15 protein-coding genes are annotated in these 15,179 nt (G+C 63.1%); 10 read left to right on the top strand and 5 right to left on the bottom strand.

The features are described 5' to 3' along the window. Positions 1 to 74 precede the first annotated feature (74 nt). Positions 75 to 737 (bottom strand): DUF1345 domain-containing protein, encoded by a 663-nt coding sequence (locus tag OKW43_RS05445; protein WP_429445717.1) that lies wholly within the window; start codon positions 735 to 737, stop codon positions 75 to 77. A 315-nt stretch (positions 738 to 1,052) separates the two neighbouring features. Here OKW43_RS05445 and OKW43_RS05440 point away from each other — a divergent pair, with 315 nt between their 5' ends. The 4 genes from OKW43_RS05440 to OKW43_RS05425 all read left to right on the top strand — a co-directional run bounded on the left by OKW43_RS05440 (position 1,053) and on the right by OKW43_RS05425 (position 5,636). Beyond that, on the top strand, positions 1,053 to 1,679 hold the full coding sequence (locus tag OKW43_RS05440) for a sugar dehydrogenase complex small subunit (protein WP_429445715.1): 627 nt from the start codon (positions 1,053 to 1,055) through the stop codon (positions 1,677 to 1,679). Positions 1,680 to 1,788: 109 nt separating this feature from the next. Next, positions 1,789 to 3,390 carry a GMC family oxidoreductase gene (locus tag OKW43_RS05435; RefSeq protein WP_429445713.1) on the top strand — a complete coding sequence of 534 codons (1,602 nt, stop codon included), beginning with the start codon at positions 1,789 to 1,791 and terminating at the stop codon, positions 3,388 to 3,390. 20 nt (positions 3,391 to 3,410) lie between these two features. After that, on the top strand, positions 3,411 to 4,838 hold the full coding sequence (locus tag OKW43_RS05430) for a cytochrome c (protein ID WP_429445711.1): 1,428 nt from the start codon (positions 3,411 to 3,413) through the stop codon (positions 4,836 to 4,838). Positions 4,839 to 4,898: 60 nt separating this feature from the next. Beyond that, the gene (locus tag OKW43_RS05425; RefSeq protein ID WP_187637518.1) at positions 4,899 to 5,636 is read left to right on the top strand and encodes a metallophosphoesterase; all 738 of its coding nucleotides are present in this window, start codon (positions 4,899 to 4,901) and stop codon (positions 5,634 to 5,636) included. Positions 5,637 to 5,674: 38 nt separating this feature from the next. Here OKW43_RS05425 and OKW43_RS05420 read toward each other — a convergent pair whose 3' ends face one another. Both OKW43_RS05420 and OKW43_RS05415 read right to left on the bottom strand, forming a co-directional pair. Continuing rightward, positions 5,675 to 6,376 (bottom strand): RES family NAD+ phosphorylase, encoded by a 702-nt coding sequence (locus tag OKW43_RS05420; protein WP_429445709.1) that lies wholly within the window; start codon positions 6,374 to 6,376, stop codon positions 5,675 to 5,677. Next, a complete protein-coding gene (locus OKW43_RS05415) occupies positions 6,373 to 6,810 on the bottom strand; it encodes an MbcA/ParS/Xre antitoxin family protein (protein ID WP_187637516.1) in 438 nt (145 codons plus the stop codon). The genes OKW43_RS05420 and OKW43_RS05415 overlap by 4 nt, the downstream gene beginning before the upstream one ends. Positions 6,811 to 6,922: 112 nt before the next feature. Here OKW43_RS05415 and OKW43_RS05410 point away from each other — a divergent pair, with 112 nt between their 5' ends. Further along, positions 6,923 to 7,609, top strand: coding sequence for a hypothetical protein (locus OKW43_RS05410; RefSeq protein WP_429445707.1), 687 nt, complete (start codon positions 6,923 to 6,925; stop codon positions 7,607 to 7,609). A gap of 39 nt (positions 7,610 to 7,648) precedes the next feature. Here OKW43_RS05410 and OKW43_RS05405 read toward each other — a convergent pair whose 3' ends face one another. Next, positions 7,649 to 8,500, bottom strand: coding sequence for a LysR family transcriptional regulator (locus tag OKW43_RS05405; RefSeq protein ID WP_429445705.1), 852 nt, complete (start codon positions 8,498 to 8,500; stop codon positions 7,649 to 7,651). A gap of 98 nt (positions 8,501 to 8,598) precedes the next feature. Between OKW43_RS05405 and OKW43_RS05400 the strand changes: the two genes are divergently transcribed. After that, on the top strand, positions 8,599 to 8,982 hold the full coding sequence (locus OKW43_RS05400) for a tautomerase family protein (RefSeq protein ID WP_429445702.1): 384 nt from the start codon (positions 8,599 to 8,601) through the stop codon (positions 8,980 to 8,982). A gap of 163 nt (positions 8,983 to 9,145) precedes the next feature. Here the strand turns inward: OKW43_RS05400 and OKW43_RS05395 are convergent, their stop codons facing one another. Beyond that, positions 9,146 to 9,595 (bottom strand): hypothetical protein, encoded by a 450-nt coding sequence (locus OKW43_RS05395; protein ID WP_429445700.1) that lies wholly within the window; start codon positions 9,593 to 9,595, stop codon positions 9,146 to 9,148. 579 nt (positions 9,596 to 10,174) lie between these two features. Here OKW43_RS05395 and oxlT point away from each other — a divergent pair. The 4 genes from oxlT (at position 10,175) to OKW43_RS05375 (ending at position 15,120) form a co-directional block, all read left to right on the top strand. After that, positions 10,175 to 11,506, top strand: coding sequence for an oxalate/formate MFS antiporter (oxlT, locus tag OKW43_RS05390; protein ID WP_429445698.1), 1,332 nt, complete (start codon positions 10,175 to 10,177; stop codon positions 11,504 to 11,506). Between the two features lie 63 nt (positions 11,507 to 11,569). Continuing rightward, positions 11,570 to 13,312 carry an oxalyl-CoA decarboxylase gene (gene oxc, locus OKW43_RS05385; protein ID WP_429445696.1) on the top strand — a complete coding sequence of 581 codons (1,743 nt, stop codon included), beginning with the start codon at positions 11,570 to 11,572 and terminating at the stop codon, positions 13,310 to 13,312. A 25-nt stretch (positions 13,313 to 13,337) separates the two neighbouring features. Then, entirely contained in the window at positions 13,338 to 14,588 is a 1,251-nt protein-coding gene (frc, locus tag OKW43_RS05380) for a formyl-CoA transferase (RefSeq protein ID WP_187637510.1), read from the top strand. Positions 14,589 to 14,688: 100 nt separating this feature from the next. Beyond that, the gene (locus OKW43_RS05375; protein WP_187637509.1) at positions 14,689 to 15,120 is read left to right on the top strand and encodes a PAS domain-containing protein; all 432 of its coding nucleotides are present in this window, start codon (positions 14,689 to 14,691) and stop codon (positions 15,118 to 15,120) included. Positions 15,121 to 15,179 lie beyond the last annotated feature (59 nt).

The following is a 15,179-nucleotide window of genomic DNA, read 5'->3' as shown; positions in this document are numbered from 1 at the left end:
CGCTCGCATGGCAGCCGTGTGGCACGCGCGTGGCATTCGGATGAAATTCATTCGAACGCCGCACAACAGCCGTGTCACGAACCCAGCAGCCCGGCCGCGATGTTCACGCACAAGCCGAGCACCGCGACGTTGAAGTAGAACGACAGCACCGATTGGGCGAGTGTCGCGCGACGAATTCCGCGCGAGCGCAGCACCACATCGGAGGTCTGCGACGCGACCGCGATCGTGAACGAGTAGTAGAGGAAGTCCCAGTAGTTCGGCAGCAAATGGTGATCGGGGAACTTCAACGCGGTTTCTTGCGCGTCGGTGTCGTAGTAGAGGCGCGCGTAGTGCAGCGTGAAGATCGTCGGAATCAGGAACCATGCGCCGATCAGCGTCAGACCGGTCAGCAGGTAGTGCGAGAAGGTCGATGCGCCGCCCGCGCCCTTGGCCGACGCGAGTTCGACCACGATCGCGGCGATGCTCGCGATCGTCGCGATGCAGATGACGACTAGCACGACGCCCGCGTTTTCGTCGTCGCGTATCGCGTATTCGCGCACGCGATGCTCGTCGGCCAAGGCCATGTGCACCCAGATCATCAGCAGGTAGCTCCAGACGGCCGCGTCCCAGCCGATCAGTGTGCGTGCCATCGGACTCGCATGACTGGGCACGAGGAACGCGACGACGATCCCGATCACGAGGCCGATTACCGTGCGGGGCCGATTGCGAAGAAGCTGCGGAAAGTAGTTGATGGACATGGGACTCGATGAACGACGAGAGTGTATCGCAGTCAGTGTCGCGGATTGCACGCGCGCAACGCGGACCGATTGTCGAATGGTGGGTCACAGGCTATAGTCTTTCGCAGCGGCCTTGCGCGCTGCTTTCAGTTGAAAGGCATTTGGCAGAAAGCGGCAGCAACCACACTTGCGGTGCGCGTGAATCGGGCGCACGGATTCGAGACCGCTGAAGCGGCGTAAGACCAGGTTTGGGGAACAGCGAACGAAGCGGCACGCGAACGGCATCATGCCCTCGCCGCGCTGCTCGTCGAGAACGACTCATCATCTGGAGCCCCCATGACAGATGTTCCTGAAGATAACGATGCACACCCCAACGTGACGCATCGGCAAGGAGCGAAGTCCTATCGTAGTGCCACGCGTTTTACCGGCTTGTCCCCGTCGTTTTCCGCTTCGCGCAGGGCTTGGGTACTCGGCTCGTGCGCGGTGGCCGCGGCGCTCGCGTTCGCCGGCGCGAGCCGTTCGCTGTCGTGGATCGCACCCGCCTTCGCCGATACGCCGCCCGCCAGCGGCGGACTCGATGCCTTCCTCGCGCTGTCGCAACATCTCACCGGTCGCAGCGGTTTCGATGCCGTGCTCGGCCAGCGTGTCTACGATGCACTGTCGCACTCCGATAGCCAATTCACGCAGAACGTCACCGCGCTGAACGCGTGGCTGCAAGGTCACGGCGGTGTGCCGTCCGATACGGTCACCGAGGCGCTGCGGACCGACCAGCCCGCGCTCGCGAAAACGGTCGGCGCGATCATGCGCGCGTGGTATCTGGGCCTCGTCGACGACATGCCGCACGTCCAGGTGATCGCGTATGAGAAGGCGCTGATGTTCGATCCCGTGAAAGACGTGCTGACGATTCCCTCCTATTGCCGCGACGTGCCGTTCTTCTGGACGCAGAAGCCGACGCCCGCTTGAGCCGCTCGAGCCGCGCGAGCCCGCCCGTGGGCAACGCCAGTATCCCAACGAACCCGCAAGCGTCGCACGAACACAGCCCGCATCAGGCAGGGCTCCTAAGAGAGAAACGATGGCAAACACACAATCCGCCGATATCGTCGTGGTCGGCTCGGGGGTCGCCGGCAGTCTGGTTGCGCATCAGCTGGCGCTGGCGGGCGCGTCGGTGATCCTGCTCGAGGCAGGGCCGCGCATTTCGCGCTGGCAGATCGTCGAAAACTTTCGCAACTCGCCGGTCAAATCCGACTTCGCGACGCCGTATCCGTCGACGTCTTACGCGCCGCATCCCGAGTACGCGCCCGCGAACGACTATCTGATCCAGAAGGGCGATTATCCGTACAACTCACAATATGTGCGGCTCGTCGGCGGCACCACCTGGCACTGGGCGGCGGCCGCGTGGCGGCTGCTGCCGTCGGACTTCCAGTTGCACAAGCTGTATGGCGTCGGGCGCGACTGGCCCTATCCGTACGAAACGCTCGAGCCATGGTACGTGGCCGCCGAAGTGCAGCTCGGCGTGTCCGGTCCGGATAATTCGATCGATCTCGGTTCGCCGCGCTCGAAGCCCTATCCGATGCAGCAGCTGCCACTGTCGTACATGGATCAGCGTTTCAGCGACGTGCTCAACGCGCAGGGCTTCAAGGTCGTGCCCGAACCGGTCGCGCGCAACAGCCGTCCGTACGATGCGCGGCCGACCTGCTGCGGCAACAACAACTGCATGCCGATCTGCCCGATCGCCGCGATGTACAACGGCGTGATCCACGCGGAGAAGGCCGAGCAGGCCGGGGCGAAACTGATTGCCGAAGCGGTCGTGTATCGCATCGAAGCGGACGACAAAGGGCTCATCACCGCGGTCCACTACAAGGACCCGAACGGCAATAGCACACGCGTCACCGGCAAGCTGTTCGTGCTCGCGGCGAACGGCATCGAAACACCGAAGCTGATGCTGATGTCGAGCTCCGATAAATTCCCGCACGGCGTCGGCAACAGCTCCGATCAGGTGGGCCGCAACCTGATGGACCATCCGGGCACCGGCGTCACGTTTCTCGCCAACGAACCGCTGTGGCCCGGCCGCGGGCCGATGGAGATGACCTCGATCGTCAACTTCCGCGACGGCGCGTTCCGCTCCGATTACGCGGCGAAGAAACTGCATCTGTCGAACGGTGTGCCGACGATGGGCGTCACCGCCGACCTGCTGAAAAAAGGCCTGACCGGCGCCGAACTCGACCGGCAGATTCGCGACCGCGCGGCGCGCACGCTGAACATCAACAGCTTTCACGAGCATTTGCCCGAGCCGCAGAACCGCATCGTGCCATCGGCCGATCACAAGGACGCGCTCGGCATTGCGCAGCCCGAGATCTACTACTCGATCAACGACTACGTGAAGAAGAGCGCTGCCAATACGCACGAACTGTATGCGCGGATCGCGACGCTATTCGGCGGCACCGAGGTCTCGTTCGACGACAGCTTCGCGCCCAACAATCACATCATGGGCACGACGATCATGGGCAGCGATGCGGCGAGTTCGGTCGTCGATGCGGACTGCCGCACGCACGATCATTTGAACCTGTTCATCGCAAGCAGCGGCGTGATGCCGACCGCCGCGTCGGTGAACTGCACGCTGACGATCGCCGCCTTGTCGCTGAAGCTGGCCGACAAGCTGAAGCGCGAAATCTGAGCGCTGACCGGAGAGCCACAATGATGAAGAACACCTCTCGCGTGCAGTCGGATCCTGCGCAGATGCACGTCACCCAGCGCCGCGGTTTCGGCGGCAAGGCGCTCGCGGCCGCGTTTTCGCTGTTCGCGCTGTCGATCGCATGGCACGAGGCGCATGGCCCGGACGCACGTTCGACCGATGAGATGCCGATCACCCGGGCGCACGCCGACGACGCCGCGCAAGCGTCGGACGGCCCGGCCACGCTCGCCGGCCCGAGCGCGGATGGCGACCTCGTCAAGCGCGGCCAATACCTGACCCGTGCCGCCGATTGCGCGGCCTGCCATACGGCGGACAAGTCGCGCCCGTTCGCGGGAGGCCTGCCGATCAGCACGCCATTCGGCACGATCGTGACGCCGAACATCACGCCCGATCCCGATACCGGCATCGGCCAATGGAGCGAAGCCGATTTCATGCGCGCGATGCACGAAGGCATCGGCAAAAGCGGCGAGCGGCTGTACCCGGCGTTCCCGTACACCGCCTACACGCGCGTGACCGATCAGGACGTGCTTGCGATTCGCGCGTATCTGAACACGCTCAAGCCGATTCACTACACGCCGCCCGCGAACGACCTCAAGTTCCCGTTCAACCAGCGCTGGCTGATGGTGTTCTGGAACCTGTTCAATTTCACCGAAGGGCGCTTCGTGCCGGACCCGAAACAGAGCGCCGAATGGAACCGCGGCGCGTATCTGGTCGAAGGGCTGGCACATTGCGAGGAGTGCCATACGCCGCGCAATTTCATGCAGGGACTGAGGTCGAGTGCGCGTTTCTCCGGCGCGGTACAGGCCGGCTGGCATGCGTTTAATATCACGCCGGACAAGCTGAGCGGTGTCGGCGACTGGCGCGACGATGAATTCGCGTCGTATCTGTCGACCGGTGCGGCGCCGGGCCGCGCGAACGCGGCCGGGCCGATGGGTGAAGTGGTCGCGAACAGCACGCAGTATCTGACGCCGGTGGATCTGCGCTCGATCGTCGCGTTTCTGCGCTCGGTGCCGGCCGTGAGCGGCGGCGACGCGCGTCCCCGTCATCAGTGGGGCAGTCCCGCCAACGACGTCAGCGCGATGCGCGGCACCAAGATCACCGGCGTGAACGGCGCGCAGCTGTTCGTCGCCAATTGCGCGACCTGTCACAGCTGGACCGGGCAGGGGGTTGGCGCGAGCGCGCCGGGCGCCTATCCGTCGCTGATCCATAACTCGACGGTCGGCGCGAACGACGCGAACAATCTTGCGTTGGTCATCCTGCACGGCGTGAATCGCACGACCGCGCATGCGGACGTGCTGATGCCCGGGTTCGGCGGCCATCTCGACGACGAGCAGATCGCGGCGATCACGAACTACGTGACGAAGCAGTTCGGCAATCCGCAAGCGACGATCACAACCGGCCAGGTGGCGAAGCTGCGCACGCTGCAATAGCGTGCGGATACGATAGGCACCCCGCATACGCGCGGGCGTCGGTCGCATTATCATGAGGGGATGAATGCCACCCCCGCCAACCTCGTTCAGCATCACGCCGCCAATGAGGCCGGCCGCGATTTCGTGGTCGGCGATCTGCACGGCTGCGTCGATGCGCTGCGTTACCTGCTGCGTCAGATCGCTTTCGATCCGACCTGCGATCGGCTGTTCTCGGTCGGCGATCTGGTCGATCGCGGCGAGCAGTCCGAGCTGGCGCTCACACTGCTCGAGAAGCCGTGGTTCTACGCGGTGCTCGGCAATCACGAGGACGCGCTGTGCGCGGTCGCCGACGGCCGCGTGCGGCGGCAGTGGTGGTACGCCATCGGCGGCGCGTGGGCGGCCGACGTACCCGACGAACGTCTGCGCTACTACGCCGAGCATCTGCGCATGCTGCCGCTCGTGCGCGTGATCGGTAGCGGCAAGGCGCGCTTCAATGTTCTACACGCCGAATTTTTCGGCTCGGATGCCGAGCTCGACGCCGGCAATTTTTCGGACGAAACGCGCCAGCAATTGCTGTGGGGGCGCGAGCTCGCGGTGGGCGACGGCGATCCGCTGCGGCAGCGCGGGCTGTCGCTGACCTATTGCGGCCATACGCCGGTGCGCGACATCACGCAGATCGGCTCGCAGGTGTTCATCGATACCGGCGCGTTCGGGCCGGGCGGCACGCTGACGATCGTGCAGCCACAGGCGCTGCGTCGCTGGTCGATCTCAGTCGAGGCCGCGCGCGCGGACGGGGCGGCGGCATTGGCCTTGCCGTGAGCGGCCGAAGCTCGCCGCGCTGCTTCGTCGCTGCTGTCTCACCCGACCTGATTCAACTCGAACACCATATCCACGCTCGTGCCGTTCCAGTTGTATTCGAGGTATGCCGCGTGATGGCAGTCGCGCAGCAGTGTCGTGCGGAACGCGGCGAGGCATTCCCCGGCGCTGTCGCGCACCGACGGATAGACGATGCCCGGTGCGCCCGCCGCGCGCATCGCGCGCCCCAGCGCCTGCCCGGCAACGTAGTCGTCGGGCGACAGCACAGCGGGATCGAACTCGCGGTCGCGACGCAGGTCGACCACGCTGCCTTGCGCGAGCACCGTGTAAAGACGCATCTGCTGGCGCATCGGCGGTTCGGCGGTCGCTTCGAGGAACTTGCCAGTGTGATAGCGCGTTTCGGCGATCGCCGTCGCGCGTGAGCGAGCGCAGTAGAACACGCCATACGTGCCGTCGGAAAAGCGGCTGCCAAGCGGATTCAGATGCGTAAGCGCGGCCATGATCGGCCCGTAGCCGGGACCGAAACGGCGCTCCTCGCGCGGCACCAGGTCGAGTTCGCCGATTTCGGTGCGCAGACGGTCGTTGGTCATTGCTTCCAGCGCGTACAGCGCATCGAAGTCTTCCGGCGAGGCAACGCGGTCGAACAGATTGATGGCCGGAAAGCGCGTCGGAATCACGCGATACGCGGGCGACCAGTCGAGCGCGGTGCTGGTCCAGCGGTCCTGCCATTGCGGTTGTGTCACGCCCATCCGCCCCGCATTGCGTCGAGATACTGACGCACGGCCACGAGGTCGCTGATGTTGCCCGCCAGCATGCGGTCCAGCGCGCGGCGGCCACCGAACGGCGGCGCGCTGTTGGGGCGTTTGACCCAGGTGTCGGCGGCGCTCGGTTGCGGCAGCAGGATCTGCAGCGCCTTGTAGATGCCAAGCAGCAGCGACAGTCGCTCCAGCGTGTCGCGGCTGAGGCGCGCGGTCTCGGGCGTCGCCCTCCACTTGAAGAACGTCGAGCGGCCCGGCTTGCCGAGCAGCACGATCTGCTCGTCGGCGTTCAGGTCCCAGTCATGCGCGATGTTGAAGAACGCACGCAGACCCGCCGTGGACATTTGCGTGAGCGTGGGCTCCGACAGCGATCGTCGCGCGGACGCTTCGGGCGAGGAAATTCGGGCAGCGTGAGCCATTGCGGGTAAGTCCCTATGTGTACTTTTTATTGATATTAGTCCAAAAATGGATTTTTGCAAGAGAATATAATCCCGGCTCGTTTTGGCAGTCGTCGATCAGGAGAAGCAGCAAATGCGGGTTCGAGCAGTAGCAGCGGCGCTGGCCGTGTGGTGTGTGTCGGAAGTGGCGTTGGCTGCCGGTTACGTGGAAGTATGGAATCCGCCGGAGGCGAGCGGGCATGTCGCGAGCGGACACGTTAGCAGGCAGGCGCACGCGCGGAAAAAGACCGAGGCGGTGAAGGTGAAGCCGGGCGCCAAGGGCGGCATCAAGACGAAAGCCGGCGCGCATGCGCAGCTGAGCGCGAGCGGCCGGCGCGCGGCGCCCCATGTCGCGCCGGCCGGCGCCGGCCACAGCGGCAAACTCGCGGTGCATGGCGACGGCGTGAAACATCTCGCGGCGGGCGGGAAGGTGAGGGGCGACGTGAAGGGCGGTATGAAAGTCGCGGCCTCGGGCCAGAACCGCTCGCACGCCACCGTTACCGCGCAGGCCGCGAAGCACGCACCGCCGCGCGTGCAACTGGCGCGCGCGAAGCCGGCTCAAGGCAAGGTGGTGAGCGCCAGTTTCGCGGCGGCTCACACCGCGCGTCCGCATGTGGACAAGGTCGCGGCGAAGCCGGCGGTTTCCCGCGCGAATCCGATCAGACCAGCCGTGCAGACTTCGCCGGACGCGTCCGCAAACGTTGGCGACATCGCGCCGATGGGCTCCGTGCCTAATCCGGCGACCGCCAGCAGCGGTTCGCTGCCGCCGATCATCCACTGAGGCCGAGCCGCGCGGCGTGGTGCGGCAGCGGTCGGGGTTTCACGCCGCGGCGAGGCCGTTTGCCAGCAGCCGCAGCGTTTCCGCCGAACGCGGATCGCGCACGCGCGAATGCAGCGTCACGCGCGATTCCGGCAGCGCCGGCAGGCCGAGCCGCGCGCCGGCGTCGATCAGACCGCGCGGCGCGACCCGGCGCGCGAGCGGCGACACGGCGAGCCCAGCGGCCACGGCGGCGCCGACCGCCGCGACGCCGCCGCCGACAAATACCTCCTGCCATGCGACCCCCGCCGCCGTTAGCGTGCGCAGCGCGACGTCACGCACGTTGCACGGCGGGCTCAATAGCGCGAGCGCCAGCGGCTCGCCGACTCGCGGCAGCCACGTCGGCGTCGCGAGCCAACCGAGCGGCTCGCTGAACAGCGTCTGCGCGCCGTCGCGCGGCGGTTCGTCGGCGCCGTAGCGGACGATCGCCGCATCGAGCCGACGTTCGTCGAACTGCGCGAGCAGCGCCGCCGACGTGCCCATATGCAACTCGACCACGAGACCCGGATCATGCGCGTTGAGTCGGCCGAGCAGCTGCGGCAGATCCGGTCCCGCGACGTGCTCGCTGAGCCCGAGCACGAGCCGCCGGCGCTCCACCGACAGCGCGCCGAGCGCGCGCTCGTGCGCGTTCAACAACTCGCGCGCGGCGCCGAGAAACGCGTGGCCATCGGCGGACAGACGCACGACGCGCGGCGTGCGCTCCAGCAACTGTTTGCCCAGGTGCGCCTCCAGGCGCTTTAGCTTCAGGCTGACGGCCGATTGTGTGGTGTCGAGCGCGTCCGCGGCGCGCGTGAAGCTGCGCAGATCGGCGACCAGCACGAAGGCCCGGACTGCATCCAGATCGAGCACTTTCATTTCAAACGAAAATGGACGAAATAGACAGAGATATCTGTTTATTATGACCGAGCGCGCCTAAGCTGTGTTTAACCCAACACCGCAACGAGGAGTTCGTCATGCCGCTCACCCGAATCTCACTGCGCGCCGGCAAGCCGGCCGGCTACCGCCACGCGCTGACCGCCGGTATCCAGCGCTCGCTGGCGGAGACCTTCAATGTGCCGAAGGACGACATGTTCATGCTGATCACCGAGCACGCGCCCGACAACATGATCTACGACCGGCAGTACCAGAATATCGAGCGTGGCGACGATCTGGTCGTGATCCAGCTGACGGTCAGCAATACGCGCTCGGTCGAGCAGAAGAAGGCGCTGTACCGGCACATCGTCGATGAACTCGGGAAGTCGCCGGGCGTGCGGCCGGAGGATGTGTTCATCAACCTCGTCGAGGTCGGGAAGGAGGACTGGTCGTTCGGCAATGGGGTTGCTCAGTATGCAACATGAGCAATCGTATGCGGTCGGCAGGGGATGGTTATGCTCAAGCGAGCCGAGGAGGGGCGGACGGGGGCAGGGTGTTGCTTACAGGCGATCGGCTGAGATCGACCCGGAGCAGCCTTTCAGTTCTACCAATAACGGCCGTTCAAGATACGCGGCTAACCACCGCGGCCTACACGCCAGCCAGCGCTGGCAACTCCACGCCATACGAAATGCGTTCGGACCAGCGGCTCATCGGTGGTTGATGCATTACTTGGCTCGGATGCGGCGCGCTTTCGACGCGCGTCTGTAAGCGCGATGGATAGCGGGCGTTTTTCTTTTCGAGAATGGCTCGGCTCAGAAACTCGGCGCTATAGGCTTTCAGCAGGTGTGCATGGTGCGCTTCGATGTACGAGGCAATCTGCTGCTGTTCGCCCTCAATCATGGCCAGCGACATCAGTGTGCGCTCATCCCAACGGAAACGCAGGCCGAGTTCGTCGAAAGCGACGTTATAGGCACAAAGTTGTGCCCGGACTTCCGCGTCATGCGCGCTGTCGCGAACATGGAATTGAGAGGGGTTCATGGTCGACTCCTTCCGGCAAATGGCCTGAGCAAAAGCATAGGAGACCACATAAATAAACAATAGTTAAAGTTTCCTCCAATATCTATAGCGATTTGTTTATACATGTGATCGCCGTGGAACGGATGGAAAACACTGCTTCTAGCAGTGCAATACGTACCGCGCATCACACGAATCCGACGACATCCAGCGCAGCGAGAGAACCCAGTCGCGCGTGCTCTCCGATCTGGTCAATTTCCAAATCGACCGCCCGCTGGGCGAAACCAATTTCATAGGCCTGCACGCGAAAAAATTACATGCCAGTCAATGCCTGGAAGACTTTCCGTTGGCTGGGAGCCGCGTGTCGCATCAACGCGGACGCCCCATATATTACGGATACCTAATGCAAACGATAAAACATTTTAACTTTCGTTTATCACCGTTCTCGCGCAGCATCCCCTCACCCACGCTGCTCGTGCAATAGCTTGCACTCCACTGTTGTGCGTTCAACGAGCAAGGTTGTTTCGTTAGTGCAAGTTAGTGCAATACCCTCTGGCCGACCATTGGCGCTTCATTGCCGCAGGCGAACCGGCGACGAAGCGATTCGATCACGTAAGTCCAACGCGCCGCTTGAGCGCGACGGAATATGCAGGAGACGAAGACATGGGACATTCCAACGTATCGGATGGCGGCCGCGCACGATTCTGGCATCACCGGTGGGTGCAACTCGCTATCGGCATCGTGTGCATGGGGCTCGTCGCGAATCTGCAGTATGCGTGGACGCTGTTCGTCGTACCAATGGATAACGCCCACCATTGGGGTCAGGCAGCGATCCAGACGGCATTCACTATTTTCATCGTCACTGAAACCTGGCTAGTTCCTGTCGAAGGCTGGCTCGTCGACAAGTTCGGGCCACGCCCGGTTGTGACCGGCGGTGCGCTGTGCGCAGCGCTCGGCTGGATCATCAACGCGCATGCGACCAGTCTCGCGGAGCTATACGTGGCAGCAGTCATCGCCGGCATCGGCGCAGGCTGTGTGTATGGCACCTGCGTCGGCATGGCGCTCAAATGGTTTCCGGACAAACGCGGTCTCGCAGCCGGTTTGACGGCGGCGGGTTTCGGCGCCGGCGCGGCCGTCACAGTGATACCGATTGCCAACATGATTCAGCGTTCGGGCTACGAGCACGCGTTCATGTTCTTCGGCATTTTCCAGGGTATCTGCATCCTGCTGCTCGCCACCATGCTGGTACGGCCAAAGCCGCCCGCCAGTGCGATCCCGACTAAACGTATCGTTGCAAGCAGGATCGACTACACGTCCGGCGAGATGGTCCGCTCGCCGCTCTTCTGGGTGCTGTATCTGATGTTCGTGTTCGTTGCGGCCGGCGGCATCATTGCGACCGCGCAGCTTGGGCCGATCGCGAAGGAATACGGCTTTGCCAAGCTGCCTGTGAGTTTGATCGGCGTCACGCTGCCGCTCCTCACGATGACGCTGTCGATCGACAATCTGTGCAACGGACTCACCCGTCCCTTATGCGGTTTTCTGTCGGACCGCATTGGCCGCGAAAACACGATGTTCATGATCTTCCTCGGCGAAGGCGTCGCGTTGCTGGGACTGATGCAGTTTGGCCACAACCCGTATGCATTCATGTTCTTCGCGGCCGCCGTTTTCCTCTGCTGGGGCGAGATCTTCTCGATCTTCCCCGCGACCTGCGCGGACACGTTCGGCAGCAAATACGCCGCTGCGAATGCGGGGACGCTTTACACGGCGAAGGGTACGGCCTCGATGCTGGTGCCGGTCGCATCGCTTCTGTCGGCGAATGGCGGCTGGAGCACGGTGTTCATCTCGGCGGCAGTGATATCGATCGCGGCCGCCATATCCGCGAAGTTCATCCTTGCACCCATGAGAAAGCGCTGGATCGAAAACTCGGGCGTGCCAGCAGGCGTAGCCATTGCCGAAGCACGGCTGCAGCAGTGGCCAGGCGGCTCATCTGAATAAACGACAGCGTGAGTGCACCGCTCACGACCAACCACACAACGCTCCACCACCAGGAGACATGTCATGGCAGAAGCCGACCAGCTCACAACAGACGGCACGTTGAAACAACGGACGACCGAAACGACCGACGGATTCCATCTCGTCATCGATGCGCTGAAACTGAACGACATCAATACCATTTTTGGACTGGTCGGCATCCCCATTACCGACCTGGCGCGACTGGCACAAGCCGAAGGAATGCGTTTCATCGGCTTTCGTCATGAGCAGCACGCCGGCAACGCGGCAGCCATATCCGGCTACATCACGCAAAAGCCGGGCATCTGCCTGACCGTGTCGGCGCCGGGCTTTCTCAACGGCCTGACCGCCCTCGCCAATGCGACCACTAATTGTTTCCCGATGATCCTGATCAGCGGCTCGAGCGAACGCGAAATCGTCGATCTACAGCAAGGCGATTACGAAGAAATGGATCAGTTGAACGCGGCCAAGCCTTACGCGAAGGCTGCGTATCGCGTTCTGCATGCGGAGGATATTGGCATCGGCGTAGCGCGTGCGATCCGCGCGGCGGTGTCGGGCCGACCGGGTGGCGTGTATCTGGATTTACCGGCCAAACTGCTTTCGCAAACGCTGGACGCCGTGAAGGCGCAGCAGTCGCTGGTGAAAGTCGTCGACGCCGCACCGCGTCAGCTGCCGGCGCCGGCATCCGTCGAACGTGCGATCGAGGTGCTGAAGAGCGCCAAACGTCCGTTGATCCTGCTGGGCAAGGGCGCGGCGTACGCGCAGGCTGACGCCGAGATCCGCGGCTTCGTCGAGCAAAGCGGCATTCCGTATCTGCCGATGTCGATGGCCAAGGGCCTGCTGCCCGATACACATGAGCAATCGGCGTCAGCGGCGCGCTCGTTCGTGCTCCAGGAAGCCGACGTGGTCGTGTTGATCGGCGCGCGTCTGAACTGGCTGCTCTCGCACGGCAAAGGCAAGACGTGGGGAGCGCAGCCGAAGAGATTCATCCAGGTCGATATCTCGCCGACGGAAATCGACAGCAACGTCGCGATTGCCGCGCCGGTGATCGGCGATATCGGCTCGTGCGTGGCGGCGCTTCGCGCCGGCATCGACGCGAGCTTGGGCAAACCGGACGCCGAGTGGATCGGAGCGATCGCCGAGCGCAAAAACAAGAATCTCGCCAAGATGGCCGCGACGCTCGACAAGAACCCGTCGCCGATGAACTTCCACAGCGCGTTGCGCGCGATTCGCGATGTGCTGAAGACGCGCCCGGAAATCAACGTCGTCAACGAAGGCGCGAATACGCTCGACTACGCGCGCAGCATTATCGACATGTACGAGCCGCGCAAACGCTTTGATTCGGGCACGTGGGGAATCATGGGTATCGGTATGGGTTTCGCTATCGGCGCAGCGGTAACGACAGGCAAACCGGTTGTCGCGATCGAAGGCGATAGCGCGTTCGGATTCAGCGGTATGGAACTCGAAACGATCTGCCGTTACGACCTGCCGGTTTGCACGGTCGTATTCAACAACAACGGCGTGTATCGCGGCACCGACGTGAACCCGACGGGCGGCAAGGACGTCGCGCCGACCGTATTCGTGAAGGGGGCGCGTTACGACAGGATGATCGAGGCATTCGGCGGTGTTGGCTACAACGCGACCACTCCGGAAGAACTGTCGAAGGCGCTGCTCGAGGCTATCGCATCAGGCAAACCGACCTTGATCAATGTCGTCATCGACGAAGCGGCCGGAACCGAAAGCGGCCGACTGACCAATCTGAATCCGCAAAGCGCGGCAATGAAAAAGTAATCGGGATAACTCAGGAGATACCCAAATGACCAAGCCTCTCGAAGGGATCAAGATCATCGACTTCACCCACGTTCAAGCCGGTCCCGCGTGCACGCAGTTGCTCGCCTGGTTCGGCGCCGATGTGATCAAGGTGGAAAGACCGGGCTCGGGCGATGTGACGCGTAACCAGCTGCGCGACATTCCCGATGCCGACGCGCTGTACTTCACGATGCTCAACAGCAATAAGAAGTCGCTAACGCTGGACACGAAAAAAGCCGAAGGCAAGGAGGTGCTCGAAAAGCTGATCCGCGAGTCCGACGTTCTGGTCGAAAATTTTGGGCCGGGCGCGTTGGACCGGATGGGCTTTTCGTGGGAGCGCCTGAATGAACTCAATCCGAAGATGATCGTCGCCTCGGTGAAGGGCTTCAGCGACGGCCATCACTACGATGACCTGAAAGTCTACGAAAACGTCGCCCAATGCGCAGGCGGCGCGGCGTCCACCACCGGCTTCTGGGACGGTCCGCCGACAATTAGCGCCGCTGCGCTCGGCGACAGCAACACCGGCATGCATCTGGCAATCGGCATTCTCACCGCGCTGCTGGGCCGCGACAAAACCGGCAAGGGTCAGAAGGTCGCGGTGTCGATGCAGGACAGCGTGCTGAATCTGTGCCGGGTGAAATTGCGTGACCAGCAGCGGCTTGAGCGAGTTGGCTATCTTGAGGAATATCCGCAATATCCGCACGGCGAATTCAGCGACGTGGTGCCACGCGGCGGCAATGCGGGTGGCGGCGGTCAACCGGGCTGGGTGCTGAAGTGCAAAGGCTGGGAGACGGACCCGAACGCCTACATCTACTTCACGATCCAGGGGCATGCATGGGAGCCGATCTGCAAAGCACTCGGCAAGCCAGAGTGGATCAATGACCCCGCCTACAATACCGCTGAAGCGCGTCAGCCCCATATCTTCGAAATCTTCAAGACGATCGAAGCGTGGCTTGCCGACAAGACGAAATTCGAAGCGGTCGACATCTTGCGCAGGTTCGACATTCCGTGCGCGCCGGTGCTGACTATGAAAGAACTGGCCAACGATCCGTCGTTGCGCGCGAGCGGCACGATTGTCGAAGTGCCGCACAAGAAACGCGGCTCGTATCTGACCGTCGGCAGCCCGATCAAGTTCTCGGATATGAAGCCGCAAGTCACCGCGTCGCCGCTGCTCGGAGAACATACGGACGAAGTGCTGGCGGGCCTTGGCTACAGCCAGCAGGAAATCTTCAATCTACGCGAAGTCAAAGCAGTTTAACGGTGTCACACAGGCGCAGTGTCAGGCTCCGACGTGCAAATGCGGTACCCCTGAGGGCGCCGCATCCGATTCAAGTCTACGTTCACTTTGGAGGAACGCCGTGCAAACTGCCATCGACTTCCAGCAACTTGCCACCGCAATCGGCGACGCCATCATCATCTCCAATTCCGCCGGCAGCATCACTTTCTGGAACCCCGCGGCCGAACGCATGTTCGGATTTACGCAGAGCGAGGCGCTCGGAAAGTCGCTGGACCTGATCATTCCGGAACGCTTGCGCGGCCGCCATTGGGATGGCTATCACAAGACCATGGCAACGGGCGAAACCCGTTACGGCAATGACGTGCTGCGCGTCCCCGCTGTGCACAAGGACGGACGGTCAATGTCGATCGCCTTTACAGTCGCGTTGCTGCGTTCGCAGCAAAACGAACTCACCGGCATCGTCGCAGTGATCCGCGACGAAACCGCCCGCTTCCAGCAGGATCGTGTGCTACGCAAACGTCTTGCGGAGCTGGAGGCGTCCCAGGGCGCGTGAGACGCCGCCTGAATGAGCAACTCCCGTTCCGCGTCTACGTGGGATGACGGGCGTTGCCG

This window comes from Paraburkholderia sp. WC7.3g (assembly GCF_050436345.1).
Lineage (GTDB): Bacteria > Pseudomonadota > Gammaproteobacteria > Burkholderiales > Burkholderiaceae > Paraburkholderia > Paraburkholderia podalyriae.
This window is presented reverse-complemented; position numbering and strand designations above follow the sequence as displayed.